The 16251-nt window shown below is 65.7% G+C and carries 16 protein-coding genes; 5 read left to right on the top strand and 11 right to left on the bottom strand.

Features of this window, described 5'->3' with window-relative positions; all coding sequences use genetic code 11:
• Positions 1-86: 86 nt before the first annotated feature.
• The 3 genes from JIX55_RS20250 to JIX55_RS20240 all read left to right on the top strand — a co-directional run bounded on the left by JIX55_RS20250 (position 87) and on the right by JIX55_RS20240 (position 3554).
• Entirely contained in the window at positions 87-1601 is a 1515-nt protein-coding gene (locus JIX55_RS20250) for a hypothetical protein (RefSeq protein WP_257564714.1), read from the top strand.
• Between the two features lie 320 nt (positions 1602-1921).
• Entirely contained in the window at positions 1922-3094 is a 1173-nt protein-coding gene (locus tag JIX55_RS20245) for a winged helix DNA-binding domain-containing protein (RefSeq protein ID WP_257564713.1), read from the top strand.
• Between the two features lie 175 nt (positions 3095-3269).
• The gene (locus JIX55_RS20240) at positions 3270-3554 is read left to right on the top strand and encodes a putative quinol monooxygenase (RefSeq protein WP_257564712.1); all 285 of its coding nucleotides are present in this window, start codon (positions 3270-3272) and stop codon (positions 3552-3554) included.
• Between the two features lie 464 nt (positions 3555-4018).
• Here JIX55_RS20240 and JIX55_RS20235 read toward each other — a convergent pair whose 3' ends face one another.
• Positions 4019-4315 carry a hypothetical protein gene (locus JIX55_RS20235; RefSeq protein WP_257564711.1) on the bottom strand — a complete coding sequence of 99 codons (297 nt, stop codon included), beginning with the start codon at positions 4313-4315 and terminating at the stop codon, positions 4019-4021.
• A 350-nt stretch (positions 4316-4665) separates the two neighbouring features.
• Between JIX55_RS20235 and JIX55_RS20225 the strand changes: the two genes are divergently transcribed.
• Positions 4666-5523, top strand: a complete 858-nt coding sequence (locus tag JIX55_RS20225; RefSeq protein ID WP_257564710.1) for a hypothetical protein — start codon at positions 4666-4668, stop codon at positions 5521-5523.
• Here JIX55_RS20225 and JIX55_RS20220 read toward each other — a convergent pair.
• The 9 genes from JIX55_RS20220 to JIX55_RS20180 form a co-directional block, all read right to left on the bottom strand.
• A complete protein-coding gene (locus JIX55_RS20220; RefSeq protein WP_257564709.1) occupies positions 5511-6368 on the bottom strand; it encodes an aldo/keto reductase in 858 nt (285 codons plus the stop codon). The two genes, JIX55_RS20225 and JIX55_RS20220, sit on opposite strands and share 13 nt — an antisense overlap.
• Entirely contained in the window at positions 6302-7498 is a 1197-nt protein-coding gene (locus JIX55_RS20215) for a cupin domain-containing protein (RefSeq protein ID WP_257564708.1), read from the bottom strand. The genes JIX55_RS20220 and JIX55_RS20215 overlap by 67 nt, the downstream gene beginning before the upstream one ends.
• A gap of 85 nt (positions 7499-7583) precedes the next feature.
• On the bottom strand, positions 7584-7751 hold the full coding sequence (locus JIX55_RS20210; RefSeq protein WP_257564707.1) for a hypothetical protein: 168 nt from the start codon (positions 7749-7751) through the stop codon (positions 7584-7586).
• A 444-nt stretch (positions 7752-8195) separates the two neighbouring features.
• Positions 8196-8639 (bottom strand): ATP-binding protein, encoded by a 444-nt coding sequence (locus JIX55_RS20205; RefSeq protein WP_257564706.1) that lies wholly within the window; start codon positions 8637-8639, stop codon positions 8196-8198.
• A 164-nt stretch (positions 8640-8803) separates the two neighbouring features.
• The gene (locus tag JIX55_RS20200; protein WP_257564705.1) at positions 8804-9652 is read right to left on the bottom strand and encodes a helix-turn-helix domain-containing protein; all 849 of its coding nucleotides are present in this window, start codon (positions 9650-9652) and stop codon (positions 8804-8806) included.
• Between the two features lie 18 nt (positions 9653-9670).
• The gene (locus tag JIX55_RS20195; RefSeq protein ID WP_257564704.1) at positions 9671-10198 is read right to left on the bottom strand and encodes a DUF6879 family protein; all 528 of its coding nucleotides are present in this window, start codon (positions 10196-10198) and stop codon (positions 9671-9673) included.
• Complete coding sequence (locus JIX55_RS20190; RefSeq protein WP_257569402.1) at positions 10167-10433, bottom strand: hypothetical protein; 267 nt, start codon at positions 10431-10433, stop codon at positions 10167-10169. Before JIX55_RS20190 ends, JIX55_RS20195 begins: the two co-directional genes overlap by 32 nt.
• 531 nt (positions 10434-10964) lie before the next feature.
• Entirely contained in the window at positions 10965-11159 is a 195-nt protein-coding gene (locus JIX55_RS20185) for a DUF397 domain-containing protein (protein WP_257569401.1), read from the bottom strand.
• Positions 11159-12004: a helix-turn-helix domain-containing protein gene (locus tag JIX55_RS20180; protein WP_257564703.1), complete on the bottom strand. Its 846-nt coding sequence runs from the start codon at positions 12002-12004 to the stop codon at positions 11159-11161. Before JIX55_RS20180 ends, JIX55_RS20185 begins: the two co-directional genes overlap by 1 nt.
• Positions 12005-12206: 202 nt before the next feature.
• On the opposite strand from JIX55_RS20180, the gene JIX55_RS20175 reads away from it, so the two are divergent.
• Positions 12207-12863, top strand: coding sequence for an ATP-binding protein (locus JIX55_RS20175; protein ID WP_257564702.1), 657 nt, complete (start codon positions 12207-12209; stop codon positions 12861-12863).
• A gap of 89 nt (positions 12864-12952) precedes the next feature.
• Here the strand turns inward: JIX55_RS20175 and JIX55_RS20170 are convergent, their stop codons facing one another.
• A complete protein-coding gene (locus JIX55_RS20170; protein WP_257569400.1) occupies positions 12953-16039 on the bottom strand; it encodes a DUF3427 domain-containing protein in 3087 nt (1028 codons plus the stop codon).
• Positions 16040-16251 lie beyond the last annotated feature (212 nt).

The following is a 16251-nucleotide window of genomic DNA, read 5'->3' as shown; positions in this document are numbered from 1 at the left end:
CTCTCCCATCTCTGGTCTCCCACCTCTCGTCTCTCACCTCATCCCTCCTGAAGCGCACCCCCCAATCACCGCTCCCGAGGACACACGTGTACAAGCTCAGAAGGCATGCCCTGGTGTCGGCACTGTCGGCGATCACCGTCGCGACGCTGCTGGTCACCGGCTGCTCCACCAACTCCCCGTCCAGCGCCGACAAGGCGGCCGCAACGACGGCCGAGACCCCCGAGCCCGCGGCGGCCGAGGAACAACTCGCCGTGGTGTCCGCCCCGAGTGGCGACGCCACCCCCACCGCCGTCGCCGACGCGAACGCGGCCGACCAGGGCAAGGCCGAGAAGTCGACGCTCAAGGTCGCGTCGTACGACAAGAAGAGCGGCCGGGCGGTCATCTCGGCACCGGCCATTTCGGGCGCCAAGCCATCGGCGACCCCCTCGAAGACGGCCTCCCAGGCCCCCGACTCGGACTCCGAATCGGACGCGGACGCGACCCCGGACGCGAACTCCGGCACCTCGCAGGACACCGGCGCGAAGCCGAAAGCGGCCGTAGCCGTAGGCGACGTCATAGCCAGCGCCCCCGCCCCCGGCGCCCCCGACGGTCTGCTGGCCGAGGTGACGGAGGTCGTCGAGACCGCGGAGGACGGCGGTACGACGGTCGAGACGGAGCCGGCCAAGCTCAACTCCGTCCTCGGGGAGAGCGAGGCGGACGGCACGGTCCCCGTGGACCCGTCCACCATGGAGGTCGACCCGCTCGTCGAGGGCGTGAAGGTCTCCTGGGCGAAGACCGGCGACCTCAGCTTCGGTCCCGAGGGTGCGAAGCTCCCGCTCGGCAGCCTGCGGATCGACGTGGGCGCCGCCGTGGAGACCGCCGAGGGCGCTCCCGCCTCGGCCGCCGCGTCGGTCGAGGGCTTCGTCCAACTCGCCCCCGAGGTCGCCTTCTCGTACGACGGTTCCGGGTCCGGCACGGGCTCCTCGCCCGGCGGCGCGTTCCTGGGCCTGACCGGCGACTGGGCGTCCCAGTGGTCGCTGAAGGGCCGCGCGGCCGGCTCGACCGGCGCCGAGCCGATCCGTATCCCCTTCGCCGAACTGCACGCCGACCCCGTCATCCAGGTCGGCCCGGTCCCGATCGTCGTCAACCTGGACCTCGTCTGCTACTTCCAGGTGGACGCCGACGGCCGCGTGACGGTCGACGTCGAGCAGGACCTCAAGGGCGACTTCAAGGTGGGCGGCAACTTCACCTGGTCCAAGGGCTGGACCGGCGTGAGCGAGTCCCACATGACCGGCGAGCCCCTGAAGACGACGGTCACCGCCGTCGGTGACGTCAAGGCCGCGATGGGCGCCGAGGCGACGGTCGGCCTCTACGGCACGGTCGGAGTCACCGCCGACGTCGCCCCGTACCTGCGGGCGGAGGCCGACGCGACGGCCGAGGGCTCGGCGGACGGTACGGGTTCGGCGAAGGGCTCCTGGGCCCTCTACGGCGGCATCGACCTCACCGGCACGCTGAATCTCCAGCTCTCCATCTTCGGCACCCCGATCTTCCAGACGAAGATCCCACTCGGCGCACTGCACGAGGAGTGGCTGCTGACGAAGGGCGAGGCGACGACGACGTAGCGAGTCGCGCCCCTGCCTCGCACAGGCCCTGCCCTACCTCCGCGTAGGGCAGGGCCTGTGGTCGTCCGTCGTCACACCCAGGTGACACATCCGTATACCCAGGTGACGCGTCCACCCCATCCCGACGTGAGGCGACACCGCCGCACCCGCTCGGCCCGAACCACACCCCGACCTGCTCACAGCGGTAGAACGCGGGCCCGCCCGAACCCCCGGCCTCCGTCACCCCGTCGCCCCTCTTCCTCTTCCTCTTCGTCTTCGTCTTCGTCTTCGTCCAGATGGCCGAACGCGACGGACCGCCACCGAGCCGCGAGAATGACGCCATGGGGACCCTGAAGCTCACCGCCCGCGCCCTCAACCGCGCCACACTCGCCCGCCAACTCCTCCTCGCCCGCGAGCCGTTGGACGTGGTAGAGGCCGTACGGCGAGTGGTGGCCCTGCAGGCCCAGCAGCCGGCCTCCCCGTACATCGCCCTGTGGAACCGCCTGTCCCCCTTCGACCCGACGACCCTGGACACGGCCCTCACCGACCACCGCCTGGTCAGATCGACCCTGATGCGGATCACCCTCCACACCGTCCACGCCGACGACTACGCCCCCTTCCGCGCGGCGATGGAACCCACCCTCCGAGGCTCCCGCCTCGGCGACCCCCGCTTCAGGGCCTCCGGCCTGACCCCCGCCGACGCCGACGCCGTCCTCCCACCCCTCCTGAAGTACGCCGAGGCCCGCCCCCGCACCGCCGCCGAACTCAAGACCTGGCTGGAGAACCACCTGGGCACCCCCCTAGACACCAGCGCCCACCGCCTCCTCCGCCAGTACGCCCCTCTCTGGCACTCCCCGACCGGCACCCCCTGGTCCTTCAACACCCGCCAGTCGTACGTCACCGCCCCCACAGCCCCCTCCCTCACGGACCCGGAAGCCGCCGCCGAGGGCCTGAAAACCCTGATCCGCCGCTACCTGGAGGGCTTCGGCCCGGCCACGGTGGCGGACATGGCCCAGTTCGCCCTGGTCCACCGCCCCCGCGTCAGAGCGGCGATCCAGGCACTCACGGACGAGGACGAACTGGAGGTACTCCAGCCCTCCGAAGGCAAGGAACCGCTCTACGACCTCCCCGAATTTCCCCGCCCGCCCGAGGACACCCCCGCCCCACCCCGTCTGATGGCCATGTGGGACAGCCCCCTCCTCGCCTACGCCGACCGCGGCCGCCTCCTCCCACCCGAGTACCGCAAACACGTGACCCGAGTGAACGGCGACGTCCTCCCGACTCTCCTGGTCGACGGCTACGTGGCAGGCATCTGGCGCCCACTCGGCGAAGCGATCGAGGCCACGGCCTTCCACTCCCTCCCCGCCCACGTCTGGAAAGCCCTGTCCGAGGAAGCCGCCGCCCTGCGGACATTCCTCGCCGACCGCGATCCCACCCCCTACCGCCGCTACGACCACTGGTGGGCCAAGCCCCTCCCCGCCACGGCCGAGACCCGCCTACTTCCCGGCGGTTGACCACGCAGCGGCCTTGAGCTGACCACGCGGTGGTCTTCAGGTCCCCCTACTGGCATCCCGCGGCATCGGCCCGCACTCGACAGCGCGTCGGGCCGATGAGTTCTGGGCCCTGTGTAGGTCCTTGATGGGAAGAACAGTGCAACAGCGCCCGCTCGGGGCCTTGAGGAGGACGACCGTGATCATTGTGGCAGGCAAGCTGTACGTCGATCCCGCTACCCGTGACGCCTATCTGGCCGGATGCGACCACGTGGTCGAACAGGCGAGGGCTGCTGCGGGATGTCTGGACTTCGTACTGGCCGCCGACCCGATCGAGGCGGATCGCATCAATGTGTACGAGCGGTGGCAGTCGGACGCCGACCTTGCGAAGTTCCGCGACACCGGACCCGACCCGGAGCAGGCGGCTGCGATTCGGGATGCGGACGTGAGCAAGTACCGTGTCTCCGCCGTCGAGGTGCCGTAGGACGTCATGGCATGGACGAACCGTCGCAGACGACTTATTACCCACGGTCTACCCGTTGCCGACCCCGCCCCGCAACGACGAAAGAATAGGGCAACAGGGCGTTATCTCGCGGGGGTTGGGGATGGGCCGCGTCGCAGGAGGGCTGCGACGAACTTGGCCCCCCGATCACTTGCTGCATACCGATGACAGGACAGCTGAGCCGCCAGTCCTGCTCACGGCGCGGTCGGCCAAGGCGGCGGCCACGAAACGGCCGTTGGAGACGATGCGATGTGGTTAGTGTCTACTTCTGCTTGACGGGGGCTTGGTCTTGCGGACTTCGGTTCCGTCCTGCCGCGGTGGCCCGAGGAGCACTCCCAGGCGCGGAACCTGTTCCAGTTCCTGCCGCACTGCTTCCAGCTCCTGCTAGGCCCCGAGAACCTTCGCCCATTGAGCCGCCCGCACTGTTACGGCAGTGATCACACCGCTCACTGGTCTTGGGCCCCCTGCTTCAGACGTGCTGTGAGGTCGTTGCCTTCCTGTACCGCGATGTCGAAGTCCGGGTCCTGATAGAGACGGATCCTGCCCCGGTAGTCGACCATCACCGCCGCGACGGCGTTCAGGTCGGTTTCCGACGACGACTCCAGCGCATGCTGAAGGTCCGCTTCGAAGGACTCCTGGTCGCCCGGGAAGCCGCGCCCGGATCGCAGGGCCGCGCGAATATCGCCGATGGTCCTCAACGGCAACAGTGCAGGAACGGGTGTTTCCGTATGCTGTGCGCTCACGATCGTCTGCTCCTTGATTTCCGCTGTCCTACGAGGAGTGTCGTACATGCTCGCGTCCGTAGTGAGCGACGCCATATTGATCAGGCCGCGACGGGCAGCGTCGCCTGAAGCCGCTCGCGGAACTCACGGACGGTCGGAACGGACTTATGAGTTTCCTTCGGTCGACTTCAGCTGCGCCTCGCCGAACTAATCGAGCCAGTCCGGGTTTTTCTCCATGTGTGGCGGTCCCGGAGGGAAGCGGCACAGCTGAGTGCCGTACCGGCCCTCCGGTGATCTCTGTCGCGCGACAGGGCTTCGGCCTTGCGCAGGTACGGCTACGTCATGGTTCTCCCGATGTTACGGTCGCGCGTATGACGCTCCCTGCCTCTACGACTCGAGCCGTCGATCTACGCGTTGAGTCGGTTGATGCCGTTCTCGAGCGCGTGGAGCAGTCGCTTCAGGCACGTTTGAACCGAGACACCGTGGTACGGAAGCGCCGGTCGGTCGGGGCACGGACGGACCGTGATACGTGGGTGCGTATCGAGAGGCGGCGCTTGGACAAGATCGGCGTCCAGGGTTGGAACGGGAACGAATGCGCTGCGCGTCTGGAGGGCATTGCCCAGCCTGCCTGGCAGGGCTGTGTGGTCTGGCGGGACGCGTATGAACCGGTGATGTGGCGGGCCGACGAGACCGAGCTTCTGCCGGGGACGCCGATCGGCACCGCCGTACTGAGCGAAGACCCGGAGCTGCCGAAGGAGTGGTGGCAGGCGTTCAACTCGTCGATGTCCGCGCTCGCGGCTCAGGACACGAGGCGTATTGCCACGCCGGACACCGTCACCATCACGCAGGCCCTCGTCACCGAGTCCATCCGTGGCGCGTTCACTGCCGACCTCGACACGACCGTTGAGCGGTGGGTGCCGGCCCACGCGGATCTGAACTGGGCCAACGTCACCGCGCCGACATTCTGTCTCTTCGACTGGGAGGACTGGGGGAACGCACCGCGAGGGCTGGACTCTGCGTCGCTGTGGGGAAGCTCGCTCGCCGTTCCGGCTCTGGCCGATCGCGTACGGCAAGAGCGGCGCCGTGACTTCGAGAGCCGGGACGGCAAGCTCATGACGCTGTTCGTGTGCTCAAAGATCCTCGGGCCGGGCGCGCACCCCGAGGACCCTCGGCTGGAGCCCGCGCGTCGCATGGCGGAGCAGATCGTCGCGGAGCTTCAGCAGGGCTGACCACGCGACCGGTCTCGAAGCAGGCATCGGTACTGGTGGATCACCTGCTCATCGACCTCGCCAGCCAAGGCACCGATCAGTTCGCCCAGATGGGCGGGGTCGTCGGTGCCCACGGCAATGGTGCCGACTTGGGGGAGGTGGTAGGCGGCCCGGAAGGCCACTTGTACGCGGGAAAGTGCGGCGCTGCCTCGTAGGAAGACGCGGGCGTCGATCCTGTCCCACACGGTGGCGCCCGCGTTGCCTCCGAAGGGACTCATGCCCCACACCATGCCGGAGCTCATCCCGAACGCTTCAGTGAGGGCATCTGAGGCGTCGAGTGTCTTCATGCCGACCAGCAGGCCGGCACGGACCATGAGGGTGGACGGCTTCGGCGTGGTCGCCTCGATCAACTCAGGCAGTGATGACGGGTCCCAGGATGCGATGCCCCAGGCCCCGCACATTCCCTTTGCCGTGGAATCGGCGAGCGCAGCACATGCCAAGGCCAGCACATCCAGGTTGCATGGGGCGGCCTCTTGGAGCGACTGTTCCGGGTTGTGTAGAAAGACCACGTCCGGCTCTCGTCCGAGATCCTTGGCCGCTCGTTCTACGGCCGAGAACAGCCGAGCAGGGTCCAGAGAGTGTTCCACCCGGTCTGGCCTGGGGAAATAGCCCACCTTTGTGGAGAGTGCGAACTTCGGCAGCAGATCGCTTGCCGTCTGTGCCAAGACCTCATGCGAGCGGAAGCCGAAATAGTTGGCGCTGGTGTCGATAGCCGTGACGCCGACGTCCAGTGCTCCGGTCAGGAGACGGCGTTCGTGACGAGACCGGTGTAACCCGAGAACAACTCGGGGGTCAGCGCCGCGCACATTTCCTCCTTCACCAGGATCTCGGCGACCGCTGCCACCTCAGCCCCGACGACGGACGCTGCCTGATCCAGCAGGACCGGCCTGCCACTCAGCAGCAAACGCAGGGCGGGCACGGCCTTGACCGCGAAGGTGATCTTCTTCCCTGAGGCCACGATGTCGACGCTCACGCCGTTCTCCCGGATCTGGGGAGGGAAGTGAGTGGTGCACACCACGGCGTGGAGCGGACTCAGGATGTCGAGGAACGGCACGTGCCGGGGGAGTGCAGTCGCCTGCTCGTACGCGGCCAGGAAGTCGGCCGGGGAGCGCTCGTCGATCAGCCGGACGGCGGCCTCGGTAAGGGATTGAGTGTCGCTCCCCCGTACGCGGTCGAGGTCGTGCCGGAAGATCTCGTGCTCGCGGCACCAATCCCCGAGCCATGCGAGCCAGCTTGCTCCTGTGCGCTTGGTGATTCCGAACGTGACGTGAAGGCTCTTCCCTGATCCCTGGCCGTTGCGGGTCGCCTGGTGCCAGTGGCCTCGGGGGATGTGCATCACATCGCCGGTCTTCATGACACCGGTCCAGACGATCTCTTCGGTCGGGGTGTTGTTGGGGTCGGAGTCGCGGTACATGGGAACTTTGCGTGAGGTTCCGCGTACTTCCCACTCCTTCTCACCAGCGAGCTGGACGATCAGCACGTCGTGGTCGTCCCAGTGCAGCGGGAAGCCTGCGGCGTCGTTCGTCGTCAGGTACGCGTTGACCTGCACCCGCTCGTGTGACCACCACTGCAACGCCCTACACGCGACTTCCATCGTCGGGTCGAAGACGTTGATCTGGTCGAGGATGAGCGTCGCGCCTTCCCCCAGTAGCCTGCCCAGGCTGCGCATGTTGACCATGGGGATGCTCTGCCCTCGAGGGCTGACGGTGTCGGTGTAGTAGATGGCCGGATGGACTTCCTCGCCTTTCTGGAAGCACCGGAACTGCGGGCGGTCCAGACTTCTGCGCATGGCGATGTCGAGCAGATGGTTCGGGGTCAGAATGCGGGAGACGAGGGCGGGATCGTCCATGCTGCCCCGCACGAAGCCGTTGCCGAGTTCGTCCGCTCCGCTCCACCCGAGAGCCGTCTCGATGGCATTGATCAACTGATGTTCCATCACTGCCTCTTCATGAGTTCGACGACGTGACGTAGCTGCGGCGGGGGCCGGTACGGCGGACCGTGCGGACCCCCGCCGCCCGGTGCTACTCGATGTCGGTGAGGTTGCCGTCACCGCCCGGCCACGGAGCATCGCCGGAACTCCCGGCGTTGTCGGACCGCAGGCTGTCGTACCGGTCGTGGACGGCGGACAGTTCCTCTACTGCCACCAAGAGGCCGCTCGGGTCCGGCGGCGGTGTCATGCTCTCTGCCACCTCGTGCTCCTTCCTCTTCGGTTCTCCCGGCCATGTCCGGCCGGGTTCTGTCGTTGGAGCTGGGCTGTGCATGGCGCCGGGGCACTTTGGGGGAAGTCCGCCGCCGCCGTTTCCCGGCCGGTGCTGTCCTTCGGTTGTCGGCCGGGAGCTTGTGGGTTACAGGGAGGTGCGGAGGCCCTCCAGGACGCGGGCCAGAAGTGCCACGTCAGGGGGCAGCGAGTCGACGGCCGCCCGGCCCTCCTCGAACCAGCGGCCGAGGAGCTGACGCCGCGTGGCATCTACGCGGAGGACCTCCGCGTAGATGCCACGCGCAGAGCCACGTCGGCCTCGATCTGCAGCCGGACGAGGTCGGATGGCGTCAGGCGCAGCGATGTCACAGTGGTCGTGTCACCACCACGTCGAAGCACCGTCAACTCGATGCACTGGGCCGGGGCGTCGTCCAGTTCATCCTCGGAAAGCAGTCGCAGCGACAGCACGCGTGCTCTCCAGTTCCGCCCAGACCGTCTTGCCCCAGCTGTGCCGGTCGCAGCCCCACCGGTCGCTCAGCACGTCAATGAGGAACAGACCGCGCCCTTCTTCGGCGTCGTCGACGGGGGTGGTCATGTCGGGGACGGTGCGCGATTTGTCGATGACCGCGACTCTCACGCGGTGCGGTGCGGGTCGGCTGACGGTGACGCGGAGCAGACTGCACGGAGTGTGCTGGACGGAGTTGCCGACGAGTTCGGAGACGATCAGCGTGGCCGTGTCCACCAGGTCTCCTATGCCCCAGGTGTTGAGGGCGGCACTGATGAGCAGGCGCGCACGACGTGCGGATTCTGGCTCGCACGGCATTGTCTCGCTGTATGCAGGCGCGCCGATCGAGGTGGGTCTGGCGGCGGTCGTCGTCACGGGTAATCCCTCCGATGGGACGGCCCAGTCCGGCTACGGGGCGCGGGGGTTGGGCCTCTCCTCCACTGCCGCCGGCGCGGGAAGCTTGGGTCCTTCGGCGACGTCAACGACCGTACGGAGGCCGTGAGATCGGGCTCAACGAAATTGCGAGTTATTGCGGAATGTCATCCGAGGGCGCTGGCAGCCGAGTTGATGAGGGCGCGGGCGTGGTCGCCGTAGACGGCCATCTGCGCAAGTTCGGCGAACGCCTTGCGGTAGTCGGCGATTTCACGAGGCTGTCTGATGTTGATCTCGGCGGTCAGGGTCTCCACGACCGCGTGGGCGTCGTCGAAGATGTAGAACGCCTCCAGGGGCCAGATGATGCGCTGGGCAGTGAAGGGGATCACACCGAGCGAGACCGAGGGCAGCGGCAGGACTGCGAGCAGGTGCCGAAGCTGGTTGGTCATCGTTTCCCGGTCGCCGATCCGCGAGCGCAGAACCCATTCCTCGAGTAGCACAACGAAGCGGTGACCTCCCTCATACAGGAACCGACTACGGGCGAGACGGGCGGCAACGGCCTCGGCGACGTCGTTGGGTGTTCCCTGGAAGTCGGTGATCGACTGCATGAGGGCGGTGGCGAAGTCGGCGGTCTGGAAGAAACCGGGAACGGCGTTGGAAGAGTAGACGCGGCACATGGCTGCTTGCTCATGGAGGGTGTAGAAGTCCTCCTGGACCTTGCGCATGCCGTTTCTGTGGATGCGCCGCCATTCCACATACATGGAGTCGACCGCCCGTGCCGTGGCGATCAGATCTTCTGCCTGGCCCTCTGCACTACAGGCCACACACCACGCCCTGATGTCAGCGTCGGAGGGTGCGGCCTCGCCCTTCTGGATGCGGGTCGTCTTCGCCGGATGCCAGCCGCACCTGGCGGAAAGCTCCTTCCCGGTGAGGCCGGCGTCCTGACGAAGGTGCTGCAAGCGCTTAGCGAGGGCTTCACGTGCCGCTTGGGCGCTGGAGGAAGGGGAGGCGGGCATGGAGCCGTGCTCGGGGGATCAGAGGGGGAACTTCTCGTGGTCGATGGCGCGCTCCCACACAGTCTCGAAAGCGGCAAGGACCATCTTCACCACGTCGTGGTCATCGTTGAACTCGTGCCCTGCCCAATCGCCATCACCGGTGAACCAGTGGAACATCACTCGCCGGTCGTCGATCAGCCACAGGTCGTTTCCAGGCAGGGCGATATCGGAGGCGAGACGGCGGGGGAGCCAGCGAACCTGTTCACCGACGGCGATGTTGACCGGGGTCAAGGCGTGCTCCCACCGGATGTAATCGGTCACCGGCTCGGAGATGATCCGGGCCCGCCGCATCTGGACGCCCCGGGCGACGGTTTCGCGCACCAAGGGTGTCCAGCCCTGCCAGAACGGCGAATCGGCGTCCAGGTTGGTCCGACCAGTCCGCAGGAAGTCCTCGAAGCTGTCCTTTTCGTTGCCGACGCTGTAGACGTCGCGCATCTCCAGGTGGACAGCGGTGTGTTGGGCGGACCGCAGCAGCTCAGCGAAGTCCGGCACGCTGCTCTGCGACATCACACGCCTCCCTCAGAATCGGCACCATGCGGGCGGGGATGCGAATCACCGTCTCATGTGCGGGAATTCCCGTGTCGTGTCCGGCGACCCACTCCGTCTCGCTCACCTGGGCCTTCAGCAGCTTGTCGGCCTCTTCACCCTGGAGGATGAGGTCGGCCGTCTCCTCGTCCACCCAGACCGACGGCGAGCCGCCTCCAGTGGTTTCCGGGTCGATTCCGACGAACTCTAGGGCCATGGTGCCCTCCCGTTTCAAGGCGGTTGCGGGTTCTTGCGTCGGGACGCTTCCCGAGCGGTTGTGCTGGGTCAAGTGAACAAGACCTTCCTTGCTTCAAAATGGCTTGTTCACGGCGGATATGTAGTCCTCTGGTCACTCGCCGACGCCCGCGGGCATGTCGCCGCGTCGCCTGGATCTGCCGCAGTTCTGCTTATGCGCCGGTGCACGGCTCTTACCCCTTGCTGGTCCCGCTCCGCAGCGACGACCGGAGCAGGCGCTCGTACCGCGTAGTCAGGGCTGCCGCCGTATCCGCGACCGACAGTCCGAGTGAGTTGAGGAGGTGTGCCACGGAACGGTCGTCGAGGACGCAGGATGCCGAGGGCGGTGCCGAGTGGCAGGCGGTGAGGAGGCCCATGCCGCCGCTGATCTGCTGGCTTGCCTAAGTCTGTACGAGCCTGGGGTAGGCGCCCGCTTTGGCAAGGATCTCGTCGAAGCGGGCGGGCGGCCGGCGCTGGTCCTCTGTGTGGACTCTGGAGGCCGCGCCCTCATGCTTCAGAGAGCAGCCGTCTCTATGCCGGCTATGAAGTCAGACCAGGAGGCGACGCTGAAGGACAACTCCGGTCGGGACGTGTCTTTGCTGTCTCGTACCGCCATGCCGTCCTCTACACGGGCGGTCTCCACGCACTCGGTCCCACTGCCCCCGCTGTAAGAGGACTTGAACCACTGAGGCTCGGACCGAGTGGGCATCATGACTCCTTGTTTATGCGGTGGATCAGTTGGGTGGTGGACTCAAGGTCGAGTGCCTGTGCCTTTAGGTACTGAAACGCCAACTTATACCGCTCCAGTTCTTGGGGCTTCTCCATGAAGACACCTCCGCCGATGAGATCTACGTACACCACATCAAGATCGGGAGTCTGGCCGCCCAAGATGAGGAAGCTTCCAACGGCGGCTGCATGAGCTCCCGTTGAGAAGGGGAGGACTTGGACGGTGATGTGGGGGAGCTCTGCCAGGGTGAGCAGGTGTCGGAGCTGTGCGTTCATGACGTCCGGTCCGCCGACCGTGCGCCGGACAGCGCCCTCGTCGATCACGCACCAGATGCGCGGCGGGTCTTCCCGCTGAAGGAGCTCCTGTCGCTTCATGCGGATGTCGACCATGTGCTGTACTTCCCGCTCGGGGCACTGTTTTTCGGAGGCGCGATGGACGGCTTCGGCGTAGTCGCGGGTCTGGAGCAGGCCTGGGATGAACATGCAGGCGTAGTGGTCCTCCCGTTCTACCTCGTCCTCCAGAGTGAGCATGAGGTTCATGGAGTCGGGGATGGGGTCGGCAAGTGATCGCCACCAGCCTTGGACTTTGGCGGCTTTGGCCAGTTCGACCAGAGCCAGACGCTCCTCATCGGAAGTGTCGTACTCGCGGCAAAGGGCGTCCACGGTAGGCCATTTGACCGAGCCTTCCTTGGTCTCGTAGCGGCTCAGCGTTGCCTTGGAAACGCCGACTCGGGCGCCTGCTTCCTCAAGAGTGAGCCCCTTGAGCTCGCGAAGGCGACGCAGATCGGCACCCAACTGGCGCCTGCGGGTGGTGGGGCCAACTGCCATGCTCCGGGCCTTTCAACTCGAACCGTCAGATCCTGGGGCTTCCTTGCCTGCGTTCGCAACGCGGTGCGCGCCGGGGGCGTGCGATGCGAGGCGTGCCCCCGTCACTCAGGGATGAGAGTTCCATTTTGAGAGTTCCAGTGCAACTCTCTGTATGCGGGGAAGCGCCGATCGCAACCAGTACTGCAAGTAGAGGAGTTGAACGATGGACTGCATCGCAGGCGTGCCAAGGAAACCCTGGAACCTGCCTTTCGTAGCCGAGGCGGAGGAGGTGGCAGCCCTCCGGCGGATCATGCGGCTTCACTTGGGCCTCTGGGGACTCCATGAAGTCATCGATGCTGCCCAACTCTGCGTCAGCGAGCTCGTGTCCAACGTCATCAACCACGTGGGCGCCGGAACCCCCATCACGCTTGCTGTCTCCATGAACGGAACCCATCTACGGATCGAGGTCCATGACCCCGACACCCGAGCCCTGCCCACTCTCATCGACATCACAGACGCCGCAACCGAGGCTGAGTCCGGCAGAGGCATGGCTCTGGTCAATGCCGTCGCCGCGCGATGGGGTGTCCAACCTCATGCCGACTGGAAGGTGACATGGTGCGAGCTAGCCACGGGGCTGACCTCCAGCGACGGGCACACGGGAGGCGTGCCCGTCGCCAGAGCCGAGGCGATTCTCGGGCTGTACGGGACAGCAAGGCTGCCGCAGACAGCGAGGTCCAGCGCTCTCACCAGGGCTGTTGCCGAGGAGTCGGTGAGTGCTCTGATCGCGGACCTACTGCACTGGGTGAGAGCCCACGGATGCGACGCCGACGACGCACTCGATCGGGCCCAGAGCCGCTTCGAGGCGGAGATGTCGGGGTAAGGACGCTCCGCCTTCCTAAGCGAGCCTGCTGAGTAGAACCCGTCGTCCGGCTGTGGGGCGTAGGTGATCACCGGCGCAATCGTCCGCCGCTATCCGCCGGTGATCGCCGAATACGTCCACACGTCGGCCGGAAGCTCGTGCCTCAAACGCCACGTGATGGCCATCGGCTTGTTGCCGGTATGCCCCTCGTATGTCGCAGGACCGAGGAGCATCCAGGGATGAGCTTTGCCGATGTCGGTGTCCTTGTATCGGCGCATGAACAGCAGAACGTGGCTGCCTTGCTGTGCGTGTCGCTGATACCGCAGGCCCGTGGGGGAGTTCTCAGCGGTGGCGTTCTGGGACTCCCAATGGAAGAGGGTGGGACTCAAGGCAAAGTCCTTATAGCGGACTGTGGGAGAGAAGTCCTTCTCGTTCTTCTCCAGGGTGATGAGCAGGGCATCAGTCTTGATGTCCTCGACCCACTGCACCCCTTGCGCGAAAGACCTGGGCATCTGACCGCCGAAGCGTGCCACGCCGAGCGCAGCCAGTATCTCGGAACGGTTATAGGCGCTGTGGACCTTCAAGGGAATGTCGCGGTGAGGACCTGACAGAGGGATCGGGAAGTGGTCGTACTGCTCCATGACATACGACAGCACCTGGCTGAGTTCATCGCGGAACACCCAATGGGAGCGCAGGGATTCGAGACCCTCCTGGAAGCTGGTGAAGCCTCCTGCGTTGTCCCACAGGTTGAAGAAGAGCATGCGGGCGTATGCCTGATCGGTCGGCGGCAGGCTCTCGTACGTGGGGGCGTCATCGGCCAGGAGCCGAAGGTAGGCCTGGGCGCGGTCGGGGTCATCGACGTGGAGGAAAGCGTGGACTCGCTTGAGGAGTCCTGCTTCCCCTGCTGGTCCTGACTCTTCGAGTGCGTCGGTTTTACGGAGGACCATGGTCCAGGAGTTGCCGCTCTTGTAGAGCTCTTTAATCTCACGGCGACTCTCTCGGAGATAGTCCGCGAGACGCGGAGTGCGATAGTCCTTGACCTCCTTCACCAACGTCTTGACCGTGGCACCCAGTTGGGTGCGGATGTTGTCCAGGACGAGGTCCTTGGACTTGCCTTCCAGGATGATCTGGCAGCCCGAGGGAAGCTGCGGGAAGTCGTGCTCAATGTGGTCGACCAGCCGGTTGCGGGACAGGTTCGTCAGAGCGCGGAACTGCTCTTCGAAGCGGAACTCCGCTCGGTGCTGGCCGATGAAGTCGAGGACGGTGAGGACGGGCTTCGTCTCGGTACGGCGTAGACCTCGCCCCAGCTGCTGGAGGAAGACCGTAGCGCTGCTCGTGGGGCGTAGGAGCAGCAGGGTATCGACGTCGGGGATGTCGAGGCCTTCGTTGAACAGGTCGACAGAGAAGATCACTTGAAGTTTGCCGTCCCGGAGGTCGGCTAGCGCCTGAGCCCGAACCGTGGCAGGCGAGTCGCTGTCCAGCGCGACGGCTTGGAAGCCGGCCTTGCCGAAGAAGTCGGCCATGAAGTGCGCATGCTTCTTGGACACGCAGAAGCCGAGGGCACGCATGGTCCCGGGATGGGAGACCTTGTCGCGGATCTGCTTGAGGACGATACGGGCGCGGGCGGGCGCCTGGGTGCCGGTGTAGAGCTCTTCGAGATCGCGATCGGCATACGCGCCTTTCTGCCAGCCGAGGGCGGTCAGATCGGTTCCATCGGGGATGCCAAAGTAATGGAAGGGGCAGAGGAGATCGTTCTCCAGCGCCTCCCACAGCCGCATCTCGGCTGCGATGCGACCGTCGAAGAACTCGTTCTGGACAGTGCGCCCGTCCATCCGCTCAGGAGTGGCAGTGAGACCCAGGAGTTGCTTCGGCTTGAAGTGGTCAATGACTCGGCGGTACGTAGCCGCCGTAGCGTGATGGAACTCGTCGATCACAATGACGTCGAAGTGATCGGGTGCGAGCTGCTCAAGCCGCTGGACGTTGAGGGACTGGACGCTGGCGAAGACATGGTTCCACTCGCGTGGGTCTTGGCCACCGTAGAGAAGCTCGCCGAATGAGGCGTCGTCGAGTACCTCACGGTACGTACGCAAGGACTGGTTGAGGATCTCCTTGCGGTGGGCTACGAAGAGCAGCCTCGGATTCCCAAGCCCCAACGTCTTGCGCAGGTTTCGGTAGTCCAGCGCTGCCATGACCGTCTTGCCGGTTCCGGTCGCCGCAACAAGGAGGTTGTGGTTGCGACCGCGGATTTCACGCTCGATCCGGAGGCGTTCGAGCATGTCCTGCTGATGTGGAAAGGGGCGCACCTCAAGCCCTGAGAGGCTGATCTTGAGGTCGGCCGTGGGGCCCGTCCCGCTGGCCTGAGCCAGCGCCCGATCGAGACGCTCACCGTCGTCGTCAGGGTCGTACATCTCGAAGGCGCTGTCGTTCCAATACGCATCGAAGGTGGCCTCGAACTTATTGAGAACTGCCGGAGTGGCTACCGAAGACAGACGTACGTTCCACTCCAGGCCGTCGAGCAGGGCCGCCTTGGAGAGGTTGGAGCTACCGACGTATGCCGTGTCGAAGCCGCTGTTGCGCCGGAAGAGCCAGGCCTTCGCGTGCAGTCGTGTCGAGCGGATCTCGTAGTTGACCTTCACCTCGGCGCCGAAGTCACGGACGAGACGGTCGAGTGCGTGGCGGTCGGTGGCACCGATGTAGGTGGTCGTGATGACCCGGATCGGGACGCCCCGTTCCTTGGCCGCGCGCAGAGAGTCTTCGAGCACCCGCAGGCCATACCACTTCACGAAGGCGCAGAGCAGATCGATCCGGTCCGCCGTGACCAACTCCGCGCGCAATTCGCTGCCGAGGCTGGGATCGTCAGGGGAGTTGGTTATCAGCGCGGTCTCAGAGAGCGGCGTGAGAGGACGGATCGCATAGACCCCGGGAGCCTCTTGCTCGGCCAGCGCCAGGAGCTGGCGAGGACCATCTGCGATGAGTTCGACCGCGTCACTTGTGGCCAGCCCAGCGGGATCGGCCGCGAGCGACTCGATGATCTGGTTGGCCAGGGCGACCCGCTTGTCGTGCGGCAGCTGGCTCAGCCTGCGCCCTATGGCCTGACCGATGTGTCGAGCGAGCACGTGCGGGGACGATTCTTCACTGACGTTGGCGTCGATGGCCTTCCAGCCAGCTGAGCTCAACTGCTCCACCTGCGCTTGCATGCGCTGAGTGATGAGCTCCTCGTACAAGCCTGCGACAGGCTGTGACAGGTCCCCCGGCTGAGCCACGCTGACTCCCTTGATCGCTTGTCTAGCAACTGCTCAGTTGTAACAGCTGCGACTGACAATCGATGGAGAAGCGGCGCAAGGTGGTCACTGGTCGACGGATACTTGGTCGTCGGGGCAATTTAGTTGACGCAAGTGATCGATTTAGG

The organism is Streptomyces sp. DSM 40750, from assembly GCF_024612035.1.
Classification (GTDB): Bacteria; Actinomycetota; Actinomycetes; order Streptomycetales; family Streptomycetaceae; genus Streptomyces.
Note: the sequence above shows the minus strand (reverse complement) of the source record. Positions and strands in the feature narration are given on the sequence as shown.

Excerpts from the sequence above, each read along its gene's own strand:
- JIX55_RS20245 (WP_257564713.1), top strand. The coding sequence starts at position 1,922 with ATGGGGACCCTGAAGCTCACCGCCCGCGCCCTCAACCGCGCCACACTC.
- JIX55_RS20225 (WP_257564710.1), top strand. The coding sequence starts at position 4,666 with ATGACGCTCCCTGCCTCTACGACTCGAGCCGTCGATCTACGCGTTGAG.
- JIX55_RS20215 (WP_257564708.1), bottom strand. The coding sequence starts at position 7,498 with ATGGAACATCAGTTGATCAATGCCATCGAGACGGCTCTCGGGTGGAGC.
- JIX55_RS20200 (WP_257564705.1), bottom strand. The coding sequence starts at position 9,652 with ATGCCCGCCTCCCCTTCCTCCAGCGCCCAAGCGGCACGTGAAGCCCTC.
- JIX55_RS20195 (WP_257564704.1), bottom strand. The coding sequence starts at position 10,198 with ATGTCGCAGAGCAGCGTGCCGGACTTCGCTGAGCTGCTGCGGTCCGCC.
- JIX55_RS20190 (WP_257569402.1), bottom strand. The coding sequence starts at position 10,433 with ATGGCCCTAGAGTTCGTCGGAATCGACCCGGAAACCACTGGAGGCGGC.
- JIX55_RS20185 (WP_257569401.1), bottom strand. The coding sequence starts at position 11,159 with ATGCCCACTCGGTCCGAGCCTCAGTGGTTCAAGTCCTCTTACAGCGGG.
- JIX55_RS20180 (WP_257564703.1), bottom strand. The coding sequence starts at position 12,004 with ATGGCAGTTGGCCCCACCACCCGCAGGCGCCAGTTGGGTGCCGATCTG.
- JIX55_RS20175 (WP_257564702.1), top strand. The coding sequence starts at position 12,207 with ATGGACTGCATCGCAGGCGTGCCAAGGAAACCCTGGAACCTGCCTTTC.
- JIX55_RS20170 (WP_257569400.1), bottom strand. The coding sequence starts at position 16,039 with ATGCAAGCGCAGGTGGAGCAGTTGAGCTCAGCTGGCTGGAAGGCCATC.